Genomic DNA, 24846 nt, shown 5'->3' on the forward strand with positions numbered 1-24846 from the left:
CACCCCGAAGAGTGGGTGAACATGGCATTTCACCCCTCCGGCGACATCCGGACTACAGCACGTCGGACAACCAGCAGGCGCCCCATCTGCGCCCGGTACCGCTGCGCGCCGAACCGCTCGGCGGCGTCCGTCCGGCCGGCTTCCGCCAGCGCGGACGCGCGCGCCGGGTCGTCGAGCAGCTCGGCGATCGCGTCGGCGAGGGCCACCGGGTCGTCGGGCCGCACGAGCAGGCCGGTCTCCCCGTCCTTGACGATCTCAGCGAGCCCCTGCGTGCGGCTCGCCACGACGGGCCGGCCGGCGAGCATGGCCTGGACCGCCACGTTCCCGAACGGCTCCACCCGCGACGGCACGACGACGACGTCGCCCCGGGCGAACCACTCCCACGGGTCCGCGTACCCGACGAGGTCGACGGCGCCGGCCAGGTCGTCCGCGGCGGCCCGGACCCGGAGCTGGTCCTCGAACCACTCGTAGCCCGTGAACACCGAGCCGCACAGCGTCAGCCGCACGTCGCGGCCTGTGCCCCGCAGGAGCGCCACCGCCTCGAGCGCCAGGTCGGACCCCTTGCGCGGCGACAGGCGGCCGACCAGCACCACGTGCGCAGACCCCGGGGCCGTACCGCCGCCGCCGTCCGCACCGCCGCCTGCACCGCCGTCCGACACGGGCGCCTCCGGCGGCCCCGGCACGCCGTTGTAGACCACCCGCGTGCGCCGCCTCAGCGCCGGGACCGCCGACACGACCACGTCGCACGCCGCGGCCGAGTTCACGACTACGGCACGCGCGAGCAGGAGCGGAGCCGCGAGCCCCACCCGGACGACCCACCGCGCGTCGGCCTCCGCCTCGTGCACGTGGCACACGGGTGCCACCCCGGCGAGCCGGGCGGCGACCAGCCACGCGGGAATGGTCAGCGTGTTGACGAGGACGGTGTCCGGCCGCACCTGGCGGATCAGCCGCGTCATCGGGCCGAGGGCCCGCAGCGTGGCGACCCCCAGGGCGACGATGCCCCGCGGCGTCAGGTGCGCCTTGCGGAGCACCGGCACGTCGAGCGTCTCCACCCGCGCGCCGACGTCGCGCATCCGCTCGGCCAGCGGTCCATCACCGGGCAGCACGACGACGACGTCCGCTCCGGCGTCGACACATCCGGCCGCGGTCTCGACCAGCTGGAGGTCGGAGCCGTAGAGCTCCACGGAGGCGTGCGCGAGAAGAACCGTCGTCATGATCGCCAACTGTGCCAGCCGGACACCAAACAGGAGATCCCGGACCGGGTGAACTCTGGACCGGGAAACAGGATGGGCGAAATGTTGCTGGTTCTCCTGGAATCGCCCGCCCGAGAGGTGAAATTTGAGAACTACCGGGTGACTTCTATCGGTTCACGCCGCGATGTCCGCCCTTTCGCCGTAACTTGTTCACAGCCACGGAGCGCGCACAGCGACCGTCGGGCTACCACAAATCACCCCACGACGTCCTTGACGCCGCGACCGCACGTGTCCGGACGCCAGCCGCGCCAGCAGGAACCGAAGGGATCGGGAGTGACCGCACACTCGATTGACGGCGAGCCGCCACTGCTCTTTCCCGTACCGTCCGACCCCGCCACGAGCCCCGACCAGACGACCCGCGGCGTACCGGCCGGTGCGCAGTCCGAGGGTGCGCGCGTCCGGCAGCTCCGGGCCGCCGCGCTACCGCGCGCGCGGACCGGCTGGCAGGCCGGCTACCAGGCGCGGCTCCGGCTCACGGATGCCGTGGTGGTCGGCGTCACCCTGCTCACCGCCTACGGCGTGCAGCTCGCGCTCAGCGGTACCTCGCAGTGGTCCGCCATCGGTCCGCTGCACGCGGCCGTCGGCCTGCTGCTCGCCACCGCGTGGCTCGCCGCGCTCGCCACGAACCGCGCCTACGACGTGCGCTTCTTCGGCCGGGGTATGTCCGAGTACCAGCGCGTCCTCGACGCCACCTGGAAGTCGTTCAGCCTGATCGTCCTGATCGCGTGGGTCACCGCCTACTCCGAGGCCCGCACCCTCCTGCTGGTCGCCTTCCCGCTCGGCATGGTCGGCCTCGTCGCGTCGCGCTACCTCTGGCGGCAGCACCTGCTGCGGCAGCGCCGCCGCGGTGACGGCGGCCTGACCATCCTCCTGGCGATCGGCGACCGCGAGCAGGCGACGCGCCTGATCCGGCTGCTCAACGGCGCCCCCGAGCAGGAGTTCGTCGTGGCCGGCGTCTGCCTGACGACCGGCGCCCAGCCGGGCGAGCGCCTGAGCGGCGTCCCGGTGCTCGGCGACCTCAACGACGTCGGGCTGACGGCGCACGAGATGGGCGCGGGCGCGGTCGCCGTGTGCAGCTCGCACGAGATCACCGCCGACGTCGTGCGGCGGCTGGGCTGGGAGCTCGAGCGGTACGGCGTCGACCTGATGCTCACCGCCGAGCTGGCCGACGTCGCCGTCCCCCGCATCACGGTCTCGCCCGCCCCGGGCATGTCGCTGCTGCACGTGGACACGCCCCGCTTCGAGGGGCCCAAGTTCTCCGTGAAGCAGGTCATGGACTGGGGCCTGACCGCGGTGCTGACGCTCCTGGTCTCGCCGATCCTGCTGGGCATCGCGCTGGCCGTGGCCCTCACCAGCCGCGGTCCGGTGTTCTACCTCTCGCACCGCGTGGGCCGCGGCGGGCGCCTCTTCCCGATGGTCAAGTTCCGCACCATGTACGTGGGCGCGGACCGGGACGTCGTCGCGCTGTCCGCCGTCAACGAGGCCGACGGCCCGCTGTTCAAGATGCGCTCCGACCCCCGCGTCACGCGCGTCGGGCGGTTCCTGCGCCGCTACTCGCTCGACGAGCTGCCGCAGCTCTTCAACGTGCTCCGCGGGCACATGAGCCTCGTCGGGCCGCGCCCGCCGCTGCCCCACGAGGTCGCGGCCTACGAGGAGCGGATGAAGCGCCGGCTGCTCGTCAAGCCCGGCATGACCGGCCTGTGGCAGGTCACCGGGCGTTCGGACCTGTCCTGGGAGGAGTCGGTCCGGCTCGACGTCTACTACGCCGAGAACTGGACGCCGTTCCTGGACCTGCTGATCCTGGCGCAGACGGCCCGCGCGGTGGTCTCGGCCCGAGGCGCCTACTGACCCTCCGCCCCGGTCGCGGGCGTCAGACCTGGGTCAGACCCTGGTCAGGCCCGGGTCAGGCGCATCGGGGTGTGCGGGATGCCGTCCTCCAGGAACTCCGCGCCGTCCTGCTCGAACCCGTGCTTGCCGTACCAGCGGGTCAGCGGGGACTGCGCGTCCAGCACGACGTCGCGGGTGTCGGCGGCGGCGTCGACGTACCGCAGCGCCGCGCGCATCAGCTCGTCGGACAGCCCCTTGCCCCGCGCGCCCTTGACCAGGGCGACGCGGCCGATGCGCCAGACGTCGCCGTCGTCGAGCACGCGCGCGGTGCCGAGCACGCGGGTCCCGCCGTCGGACACCGAGTCGGGCGCTGCCTCCCCGAGGCCCACCACGTGCACCGTGGTGGGCTCGAGGTCGCGCCCGTCCAGGTCCTCGTACGGGCAGTCCTGCTCGACGACGAACACGTCCTGGCGCAGCTTCCAGACCCCGTAGGCGATGGTCACGTCGAGCTGGTCAAGGGGGGCGGTGATGATCTGCACGGGGTCGATGCTCTCATCTCGCGGGCAGGTGCCGCTTCCACCAGTCCAGGATGATCTCGAAGCGCTGCTGCCGGTGCCGCGGGCGACCGGAGCGGGACAGCTCGTGGTTCTCGCCGGGGAAGACCACCAGCTCGGTCTCGACGCCGTGCAGCTTGAGCGTCGAGTAGTAGCGCTCCGCCTGGGACAGCGGGCAGCGCAGGTCGAGCTCGGAGTGCATGACGAGCGTGGGCGTACGCACCTGCCCGGCGACCGCCTGGGGCGACTGCGCGGCGATCTGCTCAGGGGTCTCGCCCACGTACTCCGTGCCGAAGAACGAGCCGATGTCGCTGGTCCCGAAGAACACCTCGGGATCGAGGAACCCGCGCTCCACTATCGCGGCGGCGAACCGGTGGTCGTGGGCGATGGTCCACGCCGTGAGGTACCCGCCGTACGAACCGCCGAGCACACCGACGCGCGACCCGTCGAGCCGCCCGTCCGCCGCCGCCGCGCCGTCCAGGAAGTCCAGCACGTCGTGCAGGTCGACGGTGCCCATCGCCTGGCGGATCGCCCGGCCGTGGGCCTGCCCGTAGCCCGCCGAGCCGCGCGGGTTGCAGTACACAACGGCATAACCGGCGTCGACCAGCACCTGCACCTCGTCGAACAGGCCCACGCCGTAGGAGGCATAGGGGCCGCCGTGGATCATCAGCAGGGTGGGGAACCGGCCGGTGCCCTCGGGAACGGCGATCCAGCCGTGCACCGGGTAGCCGTCGCGCCCGGTGACGGTCAGCTCCTTCGGGGTCGCGATACCGGTCGCGCGCAGCGGCGCGGAGAAGTCGGTCCGACGCCGGGGCGCGCCGCCCTCGGCGTCCGCCAGCTCCACCACGCCGACCTCGCCGTAGGTGCCGGGGTCCGAGTACGAGACGGCGAGGGTGCCGCCCGCGGCGTCGAACTCCGAGACGACCACATCGCCGCTGGTCAGCTGGGTTGTGACCCCCTCGTCGGAGACGCGGACGACCTGCTGCGTGCCGCGGCTCGCGAGGGCGAGCAGCACGCCGCCGTCGGGCAGCGGCAGGGGCTCGCCGCCGACCTCCTGGGTCTCCGGGTCGGTGAGCCGGCGCGGCGCGGCGTCGGCCCAGGCGGACAGCACGTACAGCGCGGCGTTCCGCGCGACGAAGTCCTTGCCCTCGGGACCACGGTCCTGCGCCATCACGTATAGCTCGCCGCCATGACCGAACGCGATCGCCCAGGGACCGAGCGTGCCCAGGTCGACCTCTGACCCGCCCCCGGCCGGCCCGGCGAGCGGCAGCACCCGCACGGTCCCGTGCGGTACCTGCCCCGCACCCTGCTCGCGTTCGGCGATGACGCCGATCGAGCCGCCGTCCGGGGTGAAGGCGATACCGCTGTGGTCGACGTCGTCGGTGGTCAGCCGCCGCGGTTCCGGCACCGTGGGCCGCGGTTCGGGCTCGCCCTCCGCGGTCGGGACCGGCTGCACGACGGGCTCGGCGGCGACGTCGGGCACGTCGACCAGGAACGCGTGCTGCGGGCGGTCCCGGTGATAGCCGAGGCCGTTGCGGTTCCAGCTCCACTCGGTGATGCGGCGCGGCGGCTCGGCACCCGGCGCGATGCCCTCGACGGAGCCGTACCGGCCCGGCTGGGGCTCACGGCTCAGGAAGGCGATGCGCCTACCGTCCGGCGACCAGCGGAAGTCGGTGACGCCCAGCTTGCGGTCCGTGACCTGCACGGCCTCGCCGCCGCCGGTCGGCAGCACCCAGAGCTGCGGCGCCGACTGCGGCTGGGCGCGCAGGAAGGCGATCAGGGCGCCGTCGGGCGAGATGCGCGGGGCGGTGTCCCGGAAGCCGCGGGTGAGGCGCCGGGACTCGTCATCGCTGGTCGAGCCTCCACCGCTGGTCGAGCCTGTCGAGACCCCGCCCGCCGACCCCAGCGGCACCCGCCAGAGCTGCCCCACGGTGGCGTCGGCGTCGAGATCGGGGCGGGTCACCGACACGACTGCCCAGGTGCCGTCCGGGTGGACGTCGGGCCGGGAGACGGTACGGATCAGCGGAAGGTCAGTGGCCTGCATGAGCCGGACATTACCCTTACCGACATGTCCGAAACACAGCAGACCGACGCCCCCGCGAGCGCTCACGAGGCCTGGGGCGAGCCGCGTACCCGCGAGCTGACCTGGTTCGACCCGATGCAGATCGCCGCCCAGGCGCCGCTGATGTCGGGGGTCGAGTTCCTGACCCGGATGCGCGAGGGCGTCATCCCGCCGCCGCCGATCGCAGCGCACTTCGGCCTCGACATCGACGTCGTGGAGGAGGGGCGGGTCACGTTCACGTGCGCGCCCGACGAGTCCGGCTTCAACCCGATCGGCACCATCCACGGCGGCGTCCTCTGCACGCTCCTGGACACCGTGTGCGGCTGCGCCATGCAGTCGGTGCTGCCCCAGGGCAAGGGCTACACGTCGGTCGAGATCAAGGTCAACTACGTCAAGGCCGTGCGCGGCAACAGCGGCCCGCTCACCGCTGAGGGCACGGTGGTCAAGGCGGGTTCGCGCGTCGGCTTCACCGAGGGCGTCGTCCGGGACGCGACCGGCGCGGTGGTGGCGACGGCGTCGAGCACGCTGCTGGTCTTCGACCTCCCGCCGGCGCACCCCTGACGCGCGGCCAGGCGGCCGCGTACCCAGCGATTCGGCCCGAGATCGTGCGATGTTCGGGCCGAATCGCTGGGTAGCCGCACCAGGACGGCTACGGCGCGACCATCACGTGTTGATCAGGCCGATCACCCAGGCGCCCGCCGCGATCAGCGAGCCCGCGAGCTGCACGCCGATGGTGATCAGCGTCGCCTGGAGGGCGGCCTTGGTGGCGCCCCAGGCTGCCCGCACGTCCTTGCGGCGCGCCCACTCCAGCAGGAAGATCGCGCCGACGAAGAACAGGAACAGGCCGATCACGGGAATCACGAAGAACCCGATGATGCCCGCGATGCCACCCACGGCAAGGGTCAGCACGGGTACCTCGGCCTTGCGCATGTGCTTGCCGGCGAGGATCCACTGGAGCACCTCGGCGATGGCGATGGCGGCGGCCGCGACGCCGAAGACCACCCAGGCCTCTGTGCCGCCCGTCATGATCGCCCACACGAGGATGCCGCCCAGCACGAGCACGGCGCCAGGCAGCACCTGGACGACTATGCCGATGAGTCCGGCGAAGATTGCGACGCCGACGAGTACTTCTCCCCAGATCTCCACGCCCGAACACTAGCGGTCACGCGACGTCGGCTCGGCCAAATCCGGCCGGACGACCGAGCCGGGTCGCGCGGCGCCCGTCTACCCTGCTCATCATGACGCGTGACGTGGCTGGATACCTGGCCCGGCTGGGCCTCGACGAGCGGCCTCCGGCAACCGTCGGGACCCTGTTCGAGATCCACCGGCGCCACGCCGAGCGGCTCCCGTACGAGAACCTGCACACCATGCTCGGCAGCCCGCCGGCGGTCGACGCGGCGGCGACCCTGGCCCGGGTGGCCGCGGGCGGCAACGCCGGCTACTGCTTCCACCACAACGGCATCCTGACCCTGGTGCTCCGGGAGCTCGGCTACGACGTCGTGCCCGCGTGGGGCCACAACTGGGACGACGACGCCGAGCGCCGTGACGTGCACGTCGGACACCTGGCGCTGTCCGTCCAGGGGCTCCCCACCGACGACAACCCCGGCGGCCTCTGGTGGCCCGACGTGGGCTGCGGCGACGGCCTCCACGACCCCCTGCCGCTGGTCGCGGGCGAGTACCGGCAGGGCCCGTTCACCTACCGGCTCGAGCTGCGCGACGGCGGCTGGACGTTCCACCACGACACCCAGGGCAGCTTCGGCGCCGTGGACCTCTTCGACGAGGAGCTGACGCCCGAACGCGAGAATTCGGCGCACCGCCGCCTCACCGACCCGGCGGACGGCGCGTACACGCGCAAGCTCGTCGTGCAACGGCGTCTGCCCGACGCCGCGGAGACGCTGCGCGGCTGCCTCTTCACGCGCACCGGATCACGCACCGAGCGGGTCGAGCTCACGGCGTACGACGACTGGCGCGACGGGCTCCGGACACTGGGCATCGCGCTGCGGGGCATCGACGACGATGCCCTGCGCGGCCTGTTCGACCGCAGCCTGGCCGCCCACCGGGAGTGGCTGGCGACCAGGGCGGCCGGCTAGAGGTCAGCCGGTCAGTTCCAGAAGACCGCGACCAGGATGTTCACCAGGGTCAGGCCCAGCACCGCGCCCTTGAGGCCCTTCGAGACGTCCTCACCCTTGCGGACGGCGATGACGGCCAGCACGGCGACGGCGAGCGCGATGACCAGCTTGACGCCGATCTTCGCCATCGACGGACCGCCGTCGTCCCAGAGGCCGCCCATCTCGGCGATGCCGACCATGATGACGCCCGCGACGACGGCTCCCATGGCACCGTGCGAGACACCCTTGTAGAGGGCCTTGGTGCGCATCGAGGCGATCGAGCCGCCGAAGACGAGGGCCCAGCTCGCGAAGTGCAGAAACACGAAGACGTTATAGAGGAACTCCATGGCCGCCAGCCTATCGGCGGCGGGGTCCGTGGGGTACGCAAATCGAGCGTCTGCGGCGACGTGACAAGAGCCACGCCGACGAAGAAAGGACCGTCAGCGGTACTTGGTCTCCCGAGCGAGAAGCCAGCGTGCGCGACCCACCTGCAACAACCGTCGCTGACGTTGCCGTCACTCCTTCACCTGACGATCAGTTGGATCCAGCCGCTTCAGGACGTCTGGATCGCATAGCTGTCGATGGCGACAACCAGCGAGCCCGACCCCTCGGCCAGGTAGTCATGTTCTGGAAAGTAGTCCACATGAAGGTGGTCGCCCTGATCCGCCTCCGATGCGAACCCTTCAATGTTCTCGGCAAGGAGAGAAAAGGACTCCAGCCTGCCCGTAACCTCCAGGGTTTCGCCATCTCCGGAAGAGGACACCCTGATCTTCCCGCTCGCTTGCTGAAATTCGATCCGTGACAACGATCTGGTGTACGGGAACGGATTCGGGACCTTGGCCAGGAGGATTTCTCCCCTGCCGCTGCGCAACTTCCGCCCCAAGGCCAGCAGTTCGGAGCGAGTTCCGGACAGCTCCAATTCCCTGGTCGAATCGCTGTGCAACGCTTTCAACACCGAGCCTCCTCCAGTGGTGTCCATGCCGATTCCGAACTCATGCTCTCAATCGCCGTCCGCCATCGCGGCGCACCACTCCTGCAACGCTTTCAGGTGAAACATCGGCCCTCCGCTTTCGACAAGTCAGCCACAACGTACAAGCCCAGCCCGTCCGGCCACCTGAACGCGTCCCCCTTCTGAGGTCGGCAGTTGGCATCGAGATCGGCACAGGCCTGTGCCGATCTCGATGCCAACTGCCGACCTCAAGGAGCACTGCGGGGGCAACCTGCCGACCTCGGCACGCGCGACCTGGACAGCCACACCCCGTCGCCCATTCCCTACCGATTTAGTAGGGAAATACATAGGCAACATCGATGCACCCAATAGACATCCACTATGTGGACGACCCCTTCCGCCCTTTACCAGCGGCGGTTAACGTCATCGCCATGACCAAGGCAGCGCGCATCTTCCTCGTGACAACCCGTCACGAGATGCCCATGTGTGCCATGCCGACCTGTGCCTGCGACTGCTGTCGCAGCTGTCAGCTCTGACGCGCCCCTCGCCCCTGCAAGGTCAGCGCGCGCCGCCGGCCCGCAGCACTGAGTCCCTGGTCACGCCCGGGAATCGGCCGCCTGTGCCCGTACGACGCGCACAACTCCCCCAGCCATCGCTTCCATGCCCGCGCGCACCGCACGAACAGGACCCCACTACATGGTCAACACGGCCCCCGCCCAGCCCCGAACGACCAAGCGCCCCGCTCGTCCGAACGGCCAGTGGAAGATCGACGGCACAGCTCCCCTGAACCACAACGAGGAGTTCAAGGCGGAGTCCGACCCGCTGGAGGTCCGTGACCGCATCGAGCGGATCTACGCCAAGGAGGGCTTCGACTCCATCCCCGGCGACGACCTGCACGGCCGGTTCCGCTGGTGGGGCCTGTACACGCAGCGCAAGCCCGGGATCGACGGCGGCAAGACCGCGACGCTCGAGCCGCACGAGCTCGAGGACAAGTACTTCATGCTCCGCGTCCGGATCGACGGCGGGGCGCTCACCACCGAGCAGCTGCGCGTCATCGCGGGCATCAGCACCGACTTCGGCCGCGGCTCCGCCGACATCACCGACCGCCAGAACCTCCAGCTGCACTGGATAGAGGTCGAGGCGATGCCGGAGATCTGGCGCCGCCTGGAGGCCGTGGGGCTGAGCACGACGGAGGCCTGCGGCGACGTCCCGCGCGTGATCCTCGGCAGCCCGGTCGCGGGTGTGGCCAAGGACGAGCTGATCGACCCCACGCCGGTGATCGAGGAAATCCAGGAGCGCTTCATCGGGGACCCCGCGCTGGCGAACCTGCCGCGCAAGTTCAAGTCGGCGATCACCGGCCACCCGAGCCTCGACGTCGTGCACCAGATCAACGACATCTCGTTCGTCGCCGTCGACCACCCGGAGCTGGGCATCGGCTACGACGTGTGGGTGGGCGGCGCGCTGTCGACGGCGCCGCGTCTCGCGGAGCGCCTGAACGCCTTCGTCTCCCCCGAGGAGGCCCCCGAGGTCTGGCACGGCGTCGTCCGCATCTTCCGCGACTACGGCTACCGTCGGCTGCGCAACAAGGCCCGCCTCAAGTTCCTGCTCGCCGACTGGGGCGTGGAGAAGTTCCGCCAGGTCCTGGAGGACGAGTACCTGGGCTACAAGCTGCGCGACAGCATCGAGCCGCCGTCGCCCGCGTCGCTCGGGCTGGACGAGCGCGGTGACCACATCGGCATCCACGAGCAGCACGACGGCCGCTTCTACATCGGCGCCGCACCCACGGTGGGCCGTGTCTCGGGCGAGATCCTCGCGCAGCTCGCCGACCTCGCCGAGGCGCACGGCAGCAGCAGGGTCCGCCTGACGCCGCAGCAGAAGCTGCTGGTGCTCGACGTCGCCAAGGACGAGGTGGAGCCTCTCGTCGCCGGCCTCGCCGAGCTCGGGCTGCAGGCCCGGCCGAGCAACTTCCGCCGGAACACGATCGCCTGCACCGGCATCGAGTACTGCAAGCTCGCGATCGTCGAGACCAAGGCGACGTCGGCCCAGGCGATCACGCAGCTCGAGGAGCGGCTCGGGGACCTGAAGAACCTCAAGCCGCTGAGCCTGCACGTCAACGGCTGCCCCAACTCCTGCGCGCGCATCCAGACCGCCGACATCGGCCTCAAGGGCCAGCTCGTGCTGGACGACGACGGCAACCAGGTCCCCGGCTTCCAGGTCCACCTGGGTGGCGGCCTGACGTCGCTCGACCGGGACGACGCCGGGCTCGGGCGCACCGTGCGCGGGCTCAAGGTGACCGCCGACGGGATCGGCGACTACGTGGAGCGGGTCGTGCGCAGGTACGACGCCGACCACGACGGTGAAGAGACGTTCGCAGAGTGGGCACACCGCGCCGACGAGGAGGCTCTTCGATGACAACGACAGAAGCAGCACCGATTTCCTCTCTCTCGCTCTCCGGGCCGGGTTCGGGGGTGAACCCGCGCCTCGCACGGGTACGCGCCCGGGCCGCCGCCCGCGAGAGCATCCGGGCGATGCGGCCGGCCGCGCGGGCCAAGCGCCGCCGTCGGACCCCCGAGGAGCTGCGCGCCGTGGTGGAGCGCGGACAGGCGCAGCTCAACGCCTCCTCCGAGAGCCCGGAGGCGGACGCGCAGGCGGTCATCGCGTGGGCGGTGCGTGAGTTCGGGCCATACATGGCGGTGGCCTCCTCGATGCAGGACACCGTGCTATCGCACCTCGTGGCCGAGCAGTTCCCGTTCGTGGACGTGCTGTTCGGCGACACGGGCTACCACTTCGCCGAGACGCTGGGCACGCGGGGCGCCGTCGAGATCGAGCTGGACGTGAACGTCGTCGACGTGCGGCCCGAGCTGACCGTCGCCGAGCAGGACGACCGGTACGGTCCCAAGCTGCACGACCGCGACCCCGAGGCCTGCTGCGCCATGCGCAAGGTCGCCCCGATGAAGAAGGCCCTGGAGAACTACGAGGCCTGGGCCACCGGTGTGCGCCGCGAGGAGACCGCCGCACGCGCCAACGCCCAGCTCGTGTCCTGGGACGAGCGCAACGGCGTCGTCAAGATCAACCCGATCGCCGCCTGGACCGAGGAGCAGGTCTCCGAGTACGCCAACCGCCACGGCCTCGTGATCAACCCGCTGCTCTTCGACGGCTACCCGTCGGTCGGCTGCGAGCCGTGCACCGCTCGGCCGCTGCCGGGCGAGGACGCGCGCTCCGGCCGGTGGGCCGGGCTCGACAAGGACGAGTGCGGTCTCCATGTCTGACGCCGCGCCGTTGCCCACCGCCGGGGCGCACGATGGAGGGGTGGCGCACGAGATCTACCCGCTGGGGCTGAAGGTCGCCGGGCGGCTCGTCGTGGTGGTCGGCGGCGGGCCGGTCGCCGCGCGCCGCGCCCGTGCGCTCGTCGAGGCGGGCGCGCGCGTGCGCGTCATCGCGCCCGACGTCTGCGAGGAGCTGTCGGTGCTGGCCCGGGTCTCGGCGCCCGGCGCGGTCGACCTGGTTCCCCGTGCCTACCGGGCGGGCGACCTCGACGAGGCATGGCTCGTGCACACGGCGACGGGCTCCCCCGCGGTGGACCAGCAGGTGTCCGACGACGCCGAGCGCGCCCGGGTCTTCTGCGTCACCGCGGGCGACGCCTCGGTGGGCAGCGCCTGGGTTCCCGCTGTCGCCCGTACGGCCCTGACCGACGACGCCGAGGTGACCGTCTCGGTGACCGCCGGCCGCGACCCGCGACGCGCCACGGCGATCCGGGACGCGGTCGCGGCGGCGCTCCAGTCGGGCACCCTCCCCCTCCGCCGCCGCCGCCCCCCGGGACCGGGACCGGCCCCGCGAAGTAGAGCGTGCGTCCGACACACCCTCTACTTCGGCGACCAGTGCTGGCGAAGTAGAGGGTGTGTCGGACGCACGCTCTACTTCGCGGGTCAATGGCCGGGTCTGGCTCGTCGGCGGCGGGCCCGGCGACACCGGGCTCATCACCGCGCGCGGGCGCACCGTCCTGGCGCAGGCCGACGTCGTGGTCGTCGACCGGCTCGGCCCGCGCGCTCTGCTGCACGAGCTCTCGCCCGACGTCGAGGTCATCGACGTGGGCAAGACCAGCGGCAACCACCCGGTGCCGCAGCACGAGATCAACGCGCTGCTGGTCCAGCACGCCCTGGCGGGGCGCGACGTCGTACGCCTCAAGGGCGGCGACCCGTACGTGTTCGGCCGTGGCGGCGAGGAGCTCGCCGCGTGCCACGCGGCGGGCGTCGAGGTCGAGGTGGTGCCTGGCGTGACCAGCGCCGTCTCCGTCCCCGCGGCGGCAGGCATCCCGGTCACGCACCGCGGTGTCGCGCGCGGCTTCAGCGTCCTGACCGGGCACGACGGCGCAGCCGACGTGCCCGGCGGTCCCGATCACACGCTCGTGCTGCTCATGGGCGTCACCCGCCTGGCCGAGACCGCGGACGCCCTGGTGACCGCCGACCGCCCCGCGGACACCCCGGTCGCCCTCGTCGAGGACGGCTTCGGGCCGCGGCAGCGCGTCACGGTCGGCACGCTGGCGGACATCGCCGAGCGGGCCGCCGCCGTCGGCGTCCGACCGCCTGCCGTGATCGTGGTGGGCGCGGTGGTCCGCCTCTCGCCCGCCTGGGCGCAACAAGCTCGTTGAGTGCTGGGTATCTGCGGGCGCGAAGGCCATCAACCCCGCAGATACCCAGCACTCAACGGATCTCTCCCCGGGTGAAGATCCCCCAACTCCCTTTTCGCCGTAGGTCAAGTTCCGGTAGGCATGCAGTCGCCGCCATACTCGGCGGCCTTCTGCCCTGCCGTCACACGACCAATGCCGACGGCCTGATCTGGGAGAACGTATGAGAACAAGGACACGACGTGCGCTGCGGTGCACGGTAGCCGCGATGCCCGCCATCGCGCTGGCCGTCGCCGGGCTCGCCGCGACCGGAGGAGCGGCGACCGCGTCGGCCCCCGGCAGCAGCGCACCGGCCATCCAGAGCTCAGAGCACTACATCAACTACGCGGACGTCGCGGCACAGCCCGAGATCGACGACGACGTCGAGATCACGCCCGGCGGCCGCACCGTCCTCCACAAGGCCGAGGGCGAGACCGGCGTCGCCGTCGACGCCTCCGTCCAGGCAGCCTCGGACGAGATCGACAAGAAGTTCGCCGCCGGCAACCCGGCGGCGGCGCGGAAGCTGGCCGAGCTCGAGAACCAGGCGGTCGTCACGGGTTCGAGCCCCAAGGAGATCAAGCAGTCGCGCTACAAGCGTGCGCCGCAGACGCAGGAGGCCAAGCTCCTGACGATCCTGGTCGAGTTCGACGAGAACGCGAACGACGACTTCACCGACGAGATGGTGCCCACCTACTGGGGCTCCTCGGAGTGCATGCCGGGCAACGTCCAGAACGGCCCCCTGCACAACAACATCCCGAACCCGGCCAAGGCATCGCAGCCGGACAACAACTCGATGTGGGTCAAGGACTTCTCGTCCGACCACTTCAACAAGATGCTCTTCAGCGACAAGGGCATCACCAAGCGGGTCCGCCCCGACCTCACGGGGCCGGACGGCAAGCGGGGCATCGACATCTCCGGCTACACCATGAAGAACATGTACGAGGAGATGTCGCGGAACGCCTACACCGTCTCGGGCGAGGCCACCCCGTGGGTCAAGGTGCCGCACTCCGAGGGCTACTACGGCGCACAGCGCTGCTTCCTGAACGACGAGGGTGAGTGGGAGGCCGGCGCCTACCAGTCCATGAACGGCCACCCCGACAACCCGCTCGGCGCAGGCCAGCTGCCCATCGACGCCGTCGCGGCGCTCGCCGAGCTGCAGCCCGACTTCCCGTGGGCGGACTACGACATCGAGGACCAGGGCGACCGCGACGACGACGGCAACGTCCTCGAGCCGGACGGCGTCATCGACCACGTGGTGCTCGTCCACGCGGGTGAGGACAAGTCGGGCGGCGGTGGCGCACAGGGCACCTACGCCCTCTGGGCCCACTCCTCGGCCGTCGCCGGCGGCGCCGACATCCCGGGCACCGACCTGAAGCTCTCCAACTACATCGTCCAGCCGGAGGACTCCGGCGTCGGCGTGTTCGCGCACGAGTACGGCCACGACCTGGGCCTGCCCGACCTGTACGACACGGGCAGCGGCGGCGACTCCGACGTCGACTTCTGGGACCTGATGAGCTCCGGCTCGCACTCTGGCCCCATCTTCCAGTCGATGCCCACGCACATGGGCATCTGGGACAAGTGGGTGCTCGGCTGGGTGGACCCGGTCGAGGTGAACCCTGGTGACGACCGGACCAGCGTCAAGGTGGGCCAGGCGTCCCGCCCGCTGAAGGGCACCGCGGACGGCGTCAAGGTCAACCTGCCGGACAAGGAGATCACGCTCGGCACGCCGCACAGCGGCGAGAGCATGTGGTACTCCGGTGCCGACCAGGACTGGGCCGACGTGCGGCTGTCGCGCAGCGTCGAGGTCCCGGCCGACGCCACGTTCTCCTTCTGGGCCGACTACGTCATCGAGGCGGACTGGGACTACGGCTTCGTCGAGGTCTCGACCGACGGCGGCGCCACCTGGGCGGAGCAGAAGGTCCTCGACGACGACGGCAACGAGATCACCACACCGGACGGCTACGCGGACCCGAACGGCCGCATGGCCGACTTCGGCGACAAGAAGTACGGCCTGACCGGCACCACCGAGGGCTGGGGCCACCTCAACGTGGACCTGTCCGCGTTCGCCGGGACCACCGTGGACGTCCGGCTCCGCTACGCCACGGACGCCGCCTTCCAGGAGCGCGGCTGGTTCTCCGACGACTTCGAGCTCACGAGCGGTGACACGGTCGTGTGGAGCGACGACGTCGAGACGACGGACCCGGGCTGGACCGCCGAGGTGGAGACGTTCGTCGACACCACCGGCGCCGGCTGGCACACCACCTCCGGCTCGTCGGTCCAGGCGCAGTACTACCTGGTCGAGTGGCGGAACCTGGACGGCTTCGACAAGGGCCTGAAGTACGGGTACGACTCCACCTACGCCGCGCCGCAGAGCGACGCGTGGAAGGTCGAGAAGGTCGCGTACAACGCGCCCGGCATGCTCGTCTGGTACCGGGACACCACGTACGGCAGCGCCAACCTGGTGCTGAGCAACCTGTCGGCGCTCCCGAGCACCGGGCCGAAGGGCGGTCTGCTGCTGGTGGACAGCCACTTCGACCCGCTGCGCCGCGACGACTCGGCCACGCCGGACACGTCGGTGCTGAAGAACGTCCCGTCCCGCGCGCAGTCGTCGAACGTGGCGTTCGGTCTCAAGCCGACGTACCCGTTCACCGAGTGCATCACGGGTACGGACACCACTGTGGAGTTCTGCACCGACTTCGGGGCACAGGCGCCGGTACGCACGTTCAGGGACGACGCCGGCTGGTACCCGGGGCTCGAGCTGAACGACAACGGCAGCCTGTACTACCGGGACAACGACGCGTCGACGGTCGTGCCGTCCGTCGGTAACGCGCCCTACTCGGTGCGGATGGTCGACGAGCGCGGGCAGCTCCTGCCGGAGCTGTTCGGGGAGGACTTCGGCATCGGCGCCATCACGGGCACCGGCAACCCGGAGGACGACGGCGTCGGCTACGGCACCGTGATCCACCTCAAGAAGGCGTTCAAGGGCAACACCGCGGCCCTGATCCAGATCACGCCGCCCCTCTCGTCGGGGTCGTGATCCTCACCGCCGTGCGGGCAGCATCGCTGTCCGCACGGCGGTAGTCGCAACACCAGTAGTCACACGCAAGGGCGGGGCCACCAGCCAGGTGGTCCCGCCTCAGCGCACCTCGTCCGCTCGCGCGAGGACGTACCGGAGCAGGTCGACGTCGGCCGTCGGGACGGCGATGCTCCAGGCCCCGGACCGTGAGGCGCCCTCGAGCTGTGTGTAGGCCGATCGCTCGAACAGCCCTCGGGAGGGCTTCTGCGTCCCGAACACCCGGTGCGGCGCCCCACCCAGCACCGACTCCAGGGACGCGACCGACGCCGCGTCGAGCCCGACCCGCACCACTACCCGCCGGACCTTGCGCTCCATCAGGTACGCGACGACCAGCACGGCCCCGCCGGCCGCGACGGCAGCCAGGTCCTGGGCCGGCGAGCGGCGGCGGCCGAACACCGACAGGAGCTTGTCGACTACCGTTCCGGAGCCGGCGCTGCGCCGCACCGCTGCCGCGGGGCTCGGCACCACCGGCTCGGGGTGCGGCACCACCGGCTCGGGACTCTGCACCACCAGCTCCGGACCGGGCAGCATGGATTCGGGGCTCTGCGCCACCGGCTCCGGGTCGGGCCGCGCGGGTTCGGGATCCTGGATCTCCGGCTCCGGGCCTGGTTCCGCTTGCGCGCCGCGTCGCGCCCTCTTCCGCGAACCGCCAGCGTGGACGCCCGTCGTCCGGCCGTCGCGGAACCTCTCCCGCCGGCTCTCGCGGACGCTCAGCACCAGCCACTCGGCCGCGGCGGCGATCGTCACGGCGCCCGCCGCGATCCGGAGGACGAAGTTCAGGGGGTCCCAGGAGTTCGATGCGTTCGCATAGGTGCTCACCACCCAGATGATGGCGGCGACCAGCGCGATCATGAGGCTGACTAGTCGACTGGTCCGCATGGAGGTTGGTTTCTTCGTCTCGAATCGGTCGGGTCAGCCATCATCAGCTCGGCACGAGCAGCAAACCACCCCGCCGAAGCCCCCTCCGACAAACGCTCCCCCGCTGGGGCACAGCAGCGTACCAACGCGAACTAGCAGCTAGATCGCGTTCCGCCCATCTTCATCCCCTCAGGATTTCACAGGAAGATCCGCCCCGTTGGGTGCTGGGTATTTGCCCTCCCGAAGCCGTCGAGAGGGCAGATACCCAGCACTCAACGAGGGGTCAGAGGAGGCGGCGGGCCACTGCCCAGCGGGTCAGCTCGTACCTCGAGGAGAGCTGGAGCTTGCGGAGGACCGCGCTGACGTGGGTCTCCACCGTCTTGATCGAGATGAACAGCTCGCTCGCGACCTCCCGGTAGGAGTAGCCGCGGGCGATGAGGCGCATGACCTCCTGCTCGCGCTTCGAGAGCCGGTCGAGCTCGTCGTCGGCGACGGCGATGTCGTTCGCGGACGCGCCGAACGCGTCCAGCACGAAGCCGGCCAGCCGCGGCGAGAAGACGGCGTCCCCGCCTGCCACCTGCACCACCGCCGACGACAGCTCCGACGGCGCGATGTTCTTCGTGACGTAGCCACGGGCGCCGGCGCGGATGACGGAGACGACGTCCTCGGCCGCGTCCGAGACGGACAGCGCGAGGAACCGCACGCCCTCCGCCAGCAGGTCGGTGCAGCGCTGCACCACCTCGGCACCGCCGCCGCCGTTGCCGCCGGGGAGGTGCACGTCGAGCAGGACGACGGGCGGCCGGTGCTCGTGCACCTTGGCCACCGCGGAGTCGACGTCGAACGCCTCGCCCACCACGGTCACCCGGTCGTCCAGCGAGGCGCGCACGCCCGTGCGGAACAGGTGGTGGTCGTCCACGAGCACCACGGGCACCGGGAGCGGCACCAGCCCGCCGCCCGACGCCGTCGCCTGGGTTGTCATCTCGTCGCACCTTCCGCAGTGGTGGGCGCAGCGCTGGGGGCCGTCGTGGCCCGCGCCCTGCCGTTCTTCTCGTTCTTCTTGTCGCCGTTCGCGGGCTTCTCGAGCGGCATCCGCAGCCGCACCTCGGTACCCCAGCCGGGCCGGCTGACCACCTCGGCGGTGCCACCACGACGGCGGACCCTGCCGAGGATCGACTCCCGGACGCCGAACCGGTCCTGCGCGATCTCGTCGAGGTCGAAGCCGTCACCCCGGTCGCGGACGAACACCTCCGCCACGGCGTCAGTGACCTCAAGGTATACGGACACGGGCGGCGAGCCGTGCTTGAAGGCGTTGAGCAACGCCTCGCGCGCCGCCTGCAGCAGCGCCGAGGTGCACTCGGTGGGCGGGCAGTCGCCCACCACAACGGTCTCCACGGTGAGCGGCGCCACGGCGTCCTCGATCTCGGCGACCAGCTCCTTCAGCTCGGCGGCCACCGACGTACCGGGTTCCTGCCGGTCGTCGTAGAGCCAGCCGCGCAGCTCGCGCTCCTGGGCGCGGGCCATGCGGGACACAGCCTCCGGGTCCGCGGCCTGCGCGCGGATCAGGGCCAGGGTCTGCAGCACCGAGTCGTGCAGGTGGGCGGCGATGTCGGCGCGCTCGGCCTCCCGGGCGTGGGCGGCGCGCTCGTCGCCGAGCTGGCGCACGAGCCGGAACCACCAGGGCAGCGACACGAGCGCGATACCGGCGACCATGGCCACCGACGCGATGGCGACCTGCATCAGCACGCTCACCGGGGTGTCCTGCCCCACCAGCATGAGGACGCCGAGCATGGTCAGCACGACGCCGCCCGCGAGCCGCAGCAGCGCCGTCCGCGACCGGAGGCCCCTGCCCGAGCCACCTACCCAGCGGTCCCGTTCCGTCACGTCGACCTGGCTCCAGGCCAGGGCGACGCCGCCGAGCCCGATGAGCGCGGGCAGCACCCACGATGCGACCGGGTCCCAGTCGGCGCGGAGCGCGATCAGGAGCGCGGCGCTGGACAGCAGGACGACGCCGATCCAGATGTCGCGGACCGCGAGCCTCGACACCGGGCCGGAGAGGCGCACGCGCTCGACGAGGGACGCCGCACGGTCGGCGGCACCGGCGTCGGCGTTCGCATCAGTGGTCAGCCGCGGCGCGAGCCGACGGCGTTCGGTGGGCACGGTGTCGGCGGCCACCGCCGGGACGCCTGCGGGGACGGTGACCCACCAGAAGACGTAGGCCACCACTCCGGCCCCGGCGAACCAGACGAGGATCAGGAACCCGAGCCGGACCAGCCACACGGGTACGCCCATGTGCGCCGCCAGGCCTGCGGCGACGCCGGCCACCCAGCGGCCGCTGTATCCCGGGCCCGCGGTGCTGGGCCGGCGGAGGGTGAGTCTCTGGTTCACACCCCGATCGTCACATGTCCGGACTCCCCTGAACACGCCTGAGCCTGGATCTCAGGGTCCTGCGCGGGGGTAACCAGGGTTGGTTCAGGGCAGGTCCCGATGCCGCACGGGGCGGCGGGCGCGCAGCATTGAGGCATGAGCACCGACGAGACGCGTCCAGAGGGCGCCACGAACGAGCCGGGCGGTTCGGCCGACGCCAGGCCGGTCGGCCCGGACGCCGAGCACGCCGGCCCGGCCTTCAAGCCAGCAGTCGATCCAGCGACCGACCCGACGGTCGATCCTGCACCTGTCGCACCCGGGCAGAAGCCCTACCCGGAGTCCGGCTTCTTCGCATCCATCCGCCGCGGCCTCTTCCCGCGCTCCGAGCAGCGCTGGGTCGGTGGTGTCGCGGGCGGCGTCGCCGAGCGCATCGGCTGGGACCCGCTGCTGGTCCGCGGCATCCTGGTCGTGAGCTTCTTCCTCGGCGGGCTCGGCCTCATCCTGTACGGCATCGGCTGGGCACTGCTGCCCGAACGCGACGGCCGCATCCACCTGCAGGAGGCGACGCGCGGCAACTTCGACGTGGCGATGCTCGGGTCGGTGGCCGTGTTCCTCACGGGCTTCGCCTGGGGCGGACCGGCCGGCTGGTGGGACGACAGCGGCTGGGAGTGGCTCGCCTTCTTCTTCTGGCTGGCCGTCCTGGGTGTGGTGTTCTACCTGATCGTGCAGGGCGTGCAGCGGCGCCGCGACAACAACGCCGTCCGCCGGACGGGCGCCGTCGCGGGGGCTCCCGGTGTGCCCACCCCGGGCACGCCTGCCGCTGACCCCGGCGCATCCGCCCACTTCACGCCCGCGCCGCCGGTCGAGTACCGCCGGCCCGACGGCCTGGTCTACGCGACCGGTGCCAGCCCCGCGCCCTACCGCCAGACGCAGGCGCCGTACCGGTCGAACCCGACCCAGACGGTCCCGCCGCAGCCCGCCTACACGCCGCCTGCGCCCCGCGTGCACCGCGGCCCGGGCGGCACCACCGTCGGGGTCACGATGGGCGTGATCCTGCTGGGCGGCGCCCTGCTCCTGGGCCTCCAGCGGATGGACGTCTCCGGCCTGCCCGACGGCATCGGCGAGCTCGGCTCCGTCTGGCTGGGCCTCGGGACCGTGACGCTCGGCATCGCGATCCTCGTCTCGGCCATGCGCGGCCGCACCAGCGGTGTGCTGGGGTTCTTCGCGATCGTCGCCATGCTGTTCGGCGTCGCCTACGTGGCGGTCGCCGATGCCGTGGGGCCGCGCTGGGTGGACGACGCCATGTCGAGCAGCCGCGAGATCGAGGGCTACGTATCGGGCCCCAACAACCCGGACGCGGCCACCATCACGGAGGGCACCGTCATGGTGCAGACCGTGCGGGAGGCGGAGAACGGCTTCTACGTCCAGTGGGGTGAGCCCACCATCGACCTGAGCGAGCTCGACCTGTCGAAGGTCGAGACGGGCGACCCGGTGGTCGTGCCGATCCAGCTGGGCGCGGGGCAGACCACCGTGCTGGTGCCCGAGGACGTGGCGGTCGAGGCGAACGCCTACGTCGCCGCCGGGCACGTCCAGTGGAACGTGGACGAGCACGACCGGGCCGCGAGCGGCGTCGGATCGGACACCTACTTCGCCAGCGACGAGGTGGGAGAGGACGGCGCGGTGCTGACCCTCGACATCGAGGCCGGTGCCGGCGAAGTCATCGTGAGCGAGATCAAGTGAGGGAGCGCACCATGACCGAGCACACGAGCGACCACGAGAACCCGAGCAAGAACCCGAGCCGGCCCGAGGGCCAGGACACGAGCGAAACCATGGACAACAAGAACCCGCAGGACCCGGGCACCACCGAGGTGCTGCCCGCGGCGGAGACCCCGCCGACGCAGGAGATCGCCCAGGCCACCCAGCGGCTGCCGGAGGGCCCCGCGCCCGAGGGCGAGGTGCACCCCGCCTACGGCGTCGCCGCGGCACGGGTACAGGAGCAGGAAGCGGCCGCCACCGTCATCCAGGACGCCCCGGCGCGCGACGACTCCGACCCGCTCGCCGCGCTGCGTGACCCGGCGCCCGAGGCGCCGGCCACGCCCGGTCCGACCGCTCCGGCGTCCGCCCCGGCGCAGCCGACACAGGCACAGCCGGTTCACCAGGGGCGGGCCGCCCAGGCGCGGCCGACCCAGGCCACCACGAAGCGCGGACCACGTGTCGGGACGGCGGTGTGGGGGCTGATAGTGATCGCCGTCGGCCTCGGCATCCTCGCGGTGTCCGCGGGCGTGATGTTCGACGTGGGCGTCGCCCTCATCCTGCTGCTCGGCGCGGCGGGCGTGATCCTCGTAGTTGGATCGGTGATCTCGAGCATCCGCCGACGCTGACCTCCTGAGACCTGGCGAAGTAGAGCGCCTGTCCGAGTCCCTGGCGACAGGGATACCCGGACAGGCGCTCTACTTCGCCAGACCTCACGGGGCCCTCGGTGCGAGGATGACCAGCGTGCGTATCACTCACGTGTCGGACACCTACCTGCCGCTGCTCGGCGGGATCGAGGCCCAGGTGAGCCGCCTCGCCGGCCAGCAGGCGGCGGCCGGTCACGAGGTGGAGGTCATCACCACCACCCCCGCGACCCCGGGCGCGCACGGGGTGAGCACCACCGTCCAGGACGGCGTCACCGTGCACCGCATCGCCGCCCGCGTCCCGGGCGGCTGGCCCATCCACCCGCGGTCCACGGCCCACGTGACCGCCCGCCTCCGGGCGGCGATCGCGCGGGGCGAGCGGCCCGACGTCGTGCACCTGCACATGGGCGTGCTCGCCCCGACCGCGCAGGCCGCGCTGCGACCCGTGACCCGGCTGGGGCTGCCCGCCGTGCTGACCGTGCACAGTGTGTGGGGCGCGGCCCGGCGCCTGTTCGCCGCGGCCGACGCCGTGGTCCGCTGGTCGCGTCTGCCCGTGCGCTGGTCGGCGGTGAGCGAGCTGACGGCGGAGCCGCTGCGGCGGCTCGTGGGCCCGGGTGCCGGCGCCGGTGCTGGAGTCGACGTCGCGATCCTGCCCAACGGCCTCGATCTGGACGCCTGGCGGGTGCCGCGCACGGAACGCGCCGCCCGGCCCGAGGGCTCGGCGATGCACGTGGTGTCCGCGGCGCGGTTCGCGCCGCGCAAGCGGATACTTCCGCTGCTCACCGCCGTTGCCGACGCCGCGTCCCGGCTCCCGGAGGGCGCACTGTTCGTGACCCTCGCCGGCGACGGCCCCGAACGTGCTGCGGCGCGGCGGTTCGTCGCGGAGCGCGGGCTGCGCGACGTCGTCTCCCTGCCCGGGCGGCTCACCGGCACCGAGCTCAAGCGGCTCTACGCGCGGGCCGACGTCTTCGCCGCGCCCGCCGTCGCCGAGGCGTTCGGCCTCGCCGCGCTCGAGGCCCAGGCCGCGGGCCTGACGGTGGTCACCCGCGCGGGTTCCGGCGTGGCCGAGCGGGTGGTCGACGGCGCCACGGGCCTCGTCGTGCCCGACGACGCCGCGCTCACCGCCGCGCTCGTCCGGCTCGCGACCGAACCAGACCTGCTCGACGGGCTGCTGAAACGGGCGGCGACCCCGCCCTCAGGGGTGGCCTGGCCGGAGGTGCTGGGCGCGACGGAAGAGGCCTACAAGGAGGCCGCGGCCCTGGCCCTTCCGAGCCGCCGACCGTAGGCCTGGTCGCGCCATCTCGGCGAACGTAGGGCTGGTCGCTTCATGCAGGCCCATGCGGCTACCACTCCCACGTTCGGCTCATCGCTCCGCTCTGGTGCGGCCCCTTCTGGCGCCCGATAGCCTCCCCGGGTGAGCCCCACCGAACCTGCCGCGACGAGCCCTGCCGCGCCCTTCGCCGTCCGGCTGTACCAGCGGGCTCGGGCGGAGGTGACGCCGTACCCGTGGGCCATCGTGGTGGTCGCCGTGCCGGCAGTGGCCTGGGCTCTCTGGGCGAGCGGCCCGGGCTGGCTCACGCCGGCGTACCTCGTGCTCGCCGTCGTCGGTGCGGCCCTCGGCGTCATCGACGCGCACACCCACCGGCTGCCGAACGCGCTGGTCTTCCCCCTGACCTGGGCGACGGCGGCGCTGCTCGCCCTCGCCGCGCTCGGCACCGGCGACTGGGGCTCGCTCGGGCGGGCGGCGCTGGGCGGCCTGGCGTTCTTCGCCGTCTACCAGGTGCTCTACCTCGTCGCGCCGCGCGGGGGCATCGGGTACGGCGACGTCAAGCTCGCCCTGAGCCTCGGTGCGGTCCTCACGTGGCACTCGTGGACCACGCTCCTGGTCGGCGTCTTCGCCGCGCACCTCCTGGCCGGTGTGGTCGCGATAGTCCTGCTCCTCGGGCGGCGTGCGGGCTGGAAGACCGGTATCGCGTTCGGCCCGTACATGCTGGTCGGAGCCATGATCGGGCTGACCTGGGCGCGGCTCGGCGGCTGACCCGGCCGCCCGTCCCCTCGGGTCGCCCACCCGGCGAAAACTCTTTCCATGTATCAGCAGGGGTGAAAAATCCTCGTCATTGGAGACCGGCAACAACAACGTCGCCGGCAGACATGAGGAGTACTCATGACGAAGGACGCACGCGTTACCCCCGCGCTCCGGACCCGGCTCACGGCCTCCGGGGCGTTGCTGTTGCTGGCGCTCGGCGCCGCGGCCCCCGCGATGGCACGGACGGCGGTGGAACACAGCCCCGGGGACGTGCAGGTCGAAGAGGTCGCCTCGAGCGCCCCCGTGACGATCGACGACCTGGCGGCAACGCCCGCCAGCGTGACCGCGACGTACTACTGCGCAGTCCGTGACGGGACCTTCGGGTGCACGAACGATTCGCCTGGAGAGGGGCTCGTGGTCGCCGAGCTGTTCCAGCACGCCGGGTTCGGCGGGTGGCGCATCGTCGTCTTCAATCCTGCCTACTCCGTGGGCTGCAGCAGCAGCACCGGTGACAACGAGGGCGGCGCGAACCTCTTCGAGTTCGCGAACGCCGTCACCTCCGTGAAGACGTACAACAGCTGCGACGTCAAGTTCTTCGACGGCAACAACAAGAGCGGCGCCGCCACCGGGTTCATCGACCGGGACGACAACCTCGGCAGCTTCAACGACCGCGCGAACTCGTTCGCCATCTCCTGACCCTCAGCCGATCA

20 protein-coding genes and 1 pseudogene are annotated in these 24846 nt (G+C 71.6%); 12 read left to right on the plus strand and 9 right to left on the minus strand.

Annotation, left to right across the window (positions count from 1 at the left end):
* Window positions 1–29 precede the first annotated feature (29 nt).
* Complete coding sequence (locus ACNYC2_RS23935) at window positions 30–1214, minus strand: glycosyltransferase family 4 protein (protein WP_419704185.1); 1185 nt, start codon at window positions 1212–1214, stop codon at window positions 30–32.
* A 312-nt stretch (window positions 1215–1526) separates the two neighbouring features.
* Here ACNYC2_RS23935 and ACNYC2_RS23940 point away from each other — a divergent pair, with 312 nt between their 5' ends.
* Window positions 1527–3101, plus strand: coding sequence for a sugar transferase (locus ACNYC2_RS23940; protein WP_419704186.1), 1575 nt, complete (start codon window positions 1527–1529; stop codon window positions 3099–3101).
* Window positions 3102–3145: 44 nt separating this feature from the next.
* Here ACNYC2_RS23940 and ACNYC2_RS23945 read toward each other — a convergent pair whose 3' ends face one another.
* Window positions 3146–3619 (minus strand): GNAT family N-acetyltransferase, encoded by a 474-nt coding sequence (locus ACNYC2_RS23945; protein ID WP_419704187.1) that lies wholly within the window; start codon window positions 3617–3619, stop codon window positions 3146–3148.
* Window positions 3620–3632: 13 nt separating this feature from the next.
* Window positions 3633–5678 carry a S9 family peptidase gene (locus ACNYC2_RS23950; protein WP_419704188.1) on the minus strand — a complete coding sequence of 682 codons (2046 nt, stop codon included), beginning with the start codon at window positions 5676–5678 and terminating at the stop codon, window positions 3633–3635.
* Between the two features lie 24 nt (window positions 5679–5702).
* Here ACNYC2_RS23950 and ACNYC2_RS23955 point away from each other — a divergent pair, with 24 nt between their 5' ends.
* Entirely contained in the window at window positions 5703–6257 is a 555-nt protein-coding gene (locus tag ACNYC2_RS23955) for a PaaI family thioesterase (protein ID WP_419704189.1), read from the plus strand.
* 102 nt (window positions 6258–6359) lie between these two features.
* Here the strand turns inward: ACNYC2_RS23955 and ACNYC2_RS23960 are convergent, their stop codons facing one another.
* A complete protein-coding gene (locus tag ACNYC2_RS23960) occupies window positions 6360–6842 on the minus strand; it encodes a DUF456 domain-containing protein (RefSeq protein ID WP_419704190.1) in 483 nt (160 codons plus the stop codon).
* Between the two features lie 92 nt (window positions 6843–6934).
* Here ACNYC2_RS23960 and ACNYC2_RS23965 point away from each other — a divergent pair, with 92 nt between their 5' ends.
* Window positions 6935–7786 carry an arylamine N-acetyltransferase family protein gene (locus ACNYC2_RS23965; RefSeq protein ID WP_419704191.1) on the plus strand — a complete coding sequence of 284 codons (852 nt, stop codon included), beginning with the start codon at window positions 6935–6937 and terminating at the stop codon, window positions 7784–7786.
* An 11-nt stretch (window positions 7787–7797) separates the two neighbouring features.
* Here the strand turns inward: ACNYC2_RS23965 and ACNYC2_RS23970 are convergent, their stop codons facing one another.
* Together ACNYC2_RS23970 and ACNYC2_RS23975 are read right to left on the minus strand one after the other, a co-directional pair.
* Window positions 7798–8151: a hypothetical protein gene (locus ACNYC2_RS23970; protein WP_357507200.1), complete on the minus strand. Its 354-nt coding sequence runs from the start codon at window positions 8149–8151 to the stop codon at window positions 7798–7800.
* Window positions 8152–8357: 206 nt separating this feature from the next.
* Window positions 8358–8783: an Imm32 family immunity protein gene (locus ACNYC2_RS23975; RefSeq protein WP_419704192.1), complete on the minus strand. Its 426-nt coding sequence runs from the start codon at window positions 8781–8783 to the stop codon at window positions 8358–8360.
* Between the two features lie 666 nt (window positions 8784–9449).
* Between ACNYC2_RS23975 and ACNYC2_RS23980 the strand changes: the two genes are divergently transcribed.
* The 4 genes and pseudogenes from ACNYC2_RS23980 (at window position 9450) to ACNYC2_RS23995 (ending at window position 16453) form a co-directional block, all read left to right on the plus strand.
* A complete protein-coding gene (locus ACNYC2_RS23980) occupies window positions 9450–11165 on the plus strand; it encodes a nitrite/sulfite reductase (protein WP_419704193.1) in 1716 nt (571 codons plus the stop codon).
* A complete protein-coding gene (locus ACNYC2_RS23985; RefSeq protein ID WP_377135352.1) occupies window positions 11162–12022 on the plus strand; it encodes a phosphoadenylyl-sulfate reductase in 861 nt (286 codons plus the stop codon). The genes ACNYC2_RS23980 and ACNYC2_RS23985 overlap by 4 nt, the downstream gene beginning before the upstream one ends.
* Window positions 12015–13401: pseudogene (gene cobA, locus ACNYC2_RS23990) on the plus strand (uroporphyrinogen-III C-methyltransferase). The gene ACNYC2_RS23985 and the pseudogene cobA overlap by 8 nt, the downstream one beginning before the upstream one ends.
* A 244-nt stretch (window positions 13402–13645) precedes the next feature.
* Window positions 13646–16453, plus strand: coding sequence for an immune inhibitor A domain-containing protein (locus tag ACNYC2_RS23995; protein ID WP_419704194.1), 2808 nt, complete (start codon window positions 13646–13648; stop codon window positions 16451–16453).
* Window positions 16454–16552: 99 nt separating this feature from the next.
* Here the strand turns inward: ACNYC2_RS23995 and ACNYC2_RS24000 are convergent, their stop codons facing one another.
* The 3 genes from ACNYC2_RS24000 to ACNYC2_RS24010 all read right to left on the minus strand — a co-directional run bounded on the left by ACNYC2_RS24000 (window position 16553) and on the right by ACNYC2_RS24010 (window position 19735).
* Entirely contained in the window at window positions 16553–17371 is an 819-nt protein-coding gene (locus ACNYC2_RS24000; RefSeq protein WP_419704195.1) for a hypothetical protein, read from the minus strand.
* Between the two features lie 262 nt (window positions 17372–17633).
* A complete protein-coding gene (locus ACNYC2_RS24005; protein ID WP_357443862.1) occupies window positions 17634–18329 on the minus strand; it encodes a response regulator transcription factor in 696 nt (231 codons plus the stop codon).
* On the minus strand, window positions 18326–19735 hold the full coding sequence (locus tag ACNYC2_RS24010) for a PspC domain-containing protein (protein WP_419704196.1): 1410 nt from the start codon (window positions 19733–19735) through the stop codon (window positions 18326–18328). Before ACNYC2_RS24010 ends, ACNYC2_RS24005 begins: the two co-directional genes overlap by 4 nt.
* A 135-nt stretch (window positions 19736–19870) precedes the next feature.
* Here ACNYC2_RS24010 and ACNYC2_RS24015 point away from each other — a divergent pair, with 135 nt between their 5' ends.
* The 5 genes from ACNYC2_RS24015 (at window position 19871) to ACNYC2_RS24035 (ending at window position 24832) form a co-directional block, all read left to right on the plus strand.
* On the plus strand, window positions 19871–21454 hold the full coding sequence (locus ACNYC2_RS24015; RefSeq protein ID WP_419704197.1) for a PspC domain-containing protein: 1584 nt from the start codon (window positions 19871–19873) through the stop codon (window positions 21452–21454).
* A gap of 11 nt (window positions 21455–21465) precedes the next feature.
* Window positions 21466–22095, plus strand: coding sequence for a hypothetical protein (locus tag ACNYC2_RS24020; RefSeq protein ID WP_419704198.1), 630 nt, complete (start codon window positions 21466–21468; stop codon window positions 22093–22095).
* Window positions 22096–22210: 115 nt separating this feature from the next.
* Window positions 22211–23395: a glycosyltransferase family 4 protein gene (locus ACNYC2_RS24025; RefSeq protein WP_419704199.1), complete on the plus strand. Its 1185-nt coding sequence runs from the start codon at window positions 22211–22213 to the stop codon at window positions 23393–23395.
* Between the two features lie 129 nt (window positions 23396–23524).
* Window positions 23525–24148, plus strand: coding sequence for a prepilin peptidase (locus tag ACNYC2_RS24030; RefSeq protein WP_419704200.1), 624 nt, complete (start codon window positions 23525–23527; stop codon window positions 24146–24148).
* A 126-nt stretch (window positions 24149–24274) separates the two neighbouring features.
* A complete protein-coding gene (locus tag ACNYC2_RS24035; protein ID WP_419704201.1) occupies window positions 24275–24832 on the plus strand; it encodes a hypothetical protein in 558 nt (185 codons plus the stop codon).
* The last annotated feature ends 14 nt before the right edge of the window (window positions 24833–24846 follow it).

It is taken from the genome of Promicromonospora sp. NFX87, from assembly GCF_048564965.1.
In the GTDB taxonomy this organism is placed as follows: Bacteria; Actinomycetota; Actinomycetes; order Actinomycetales; family Cellulomonadaceae; genus Promicromonospora.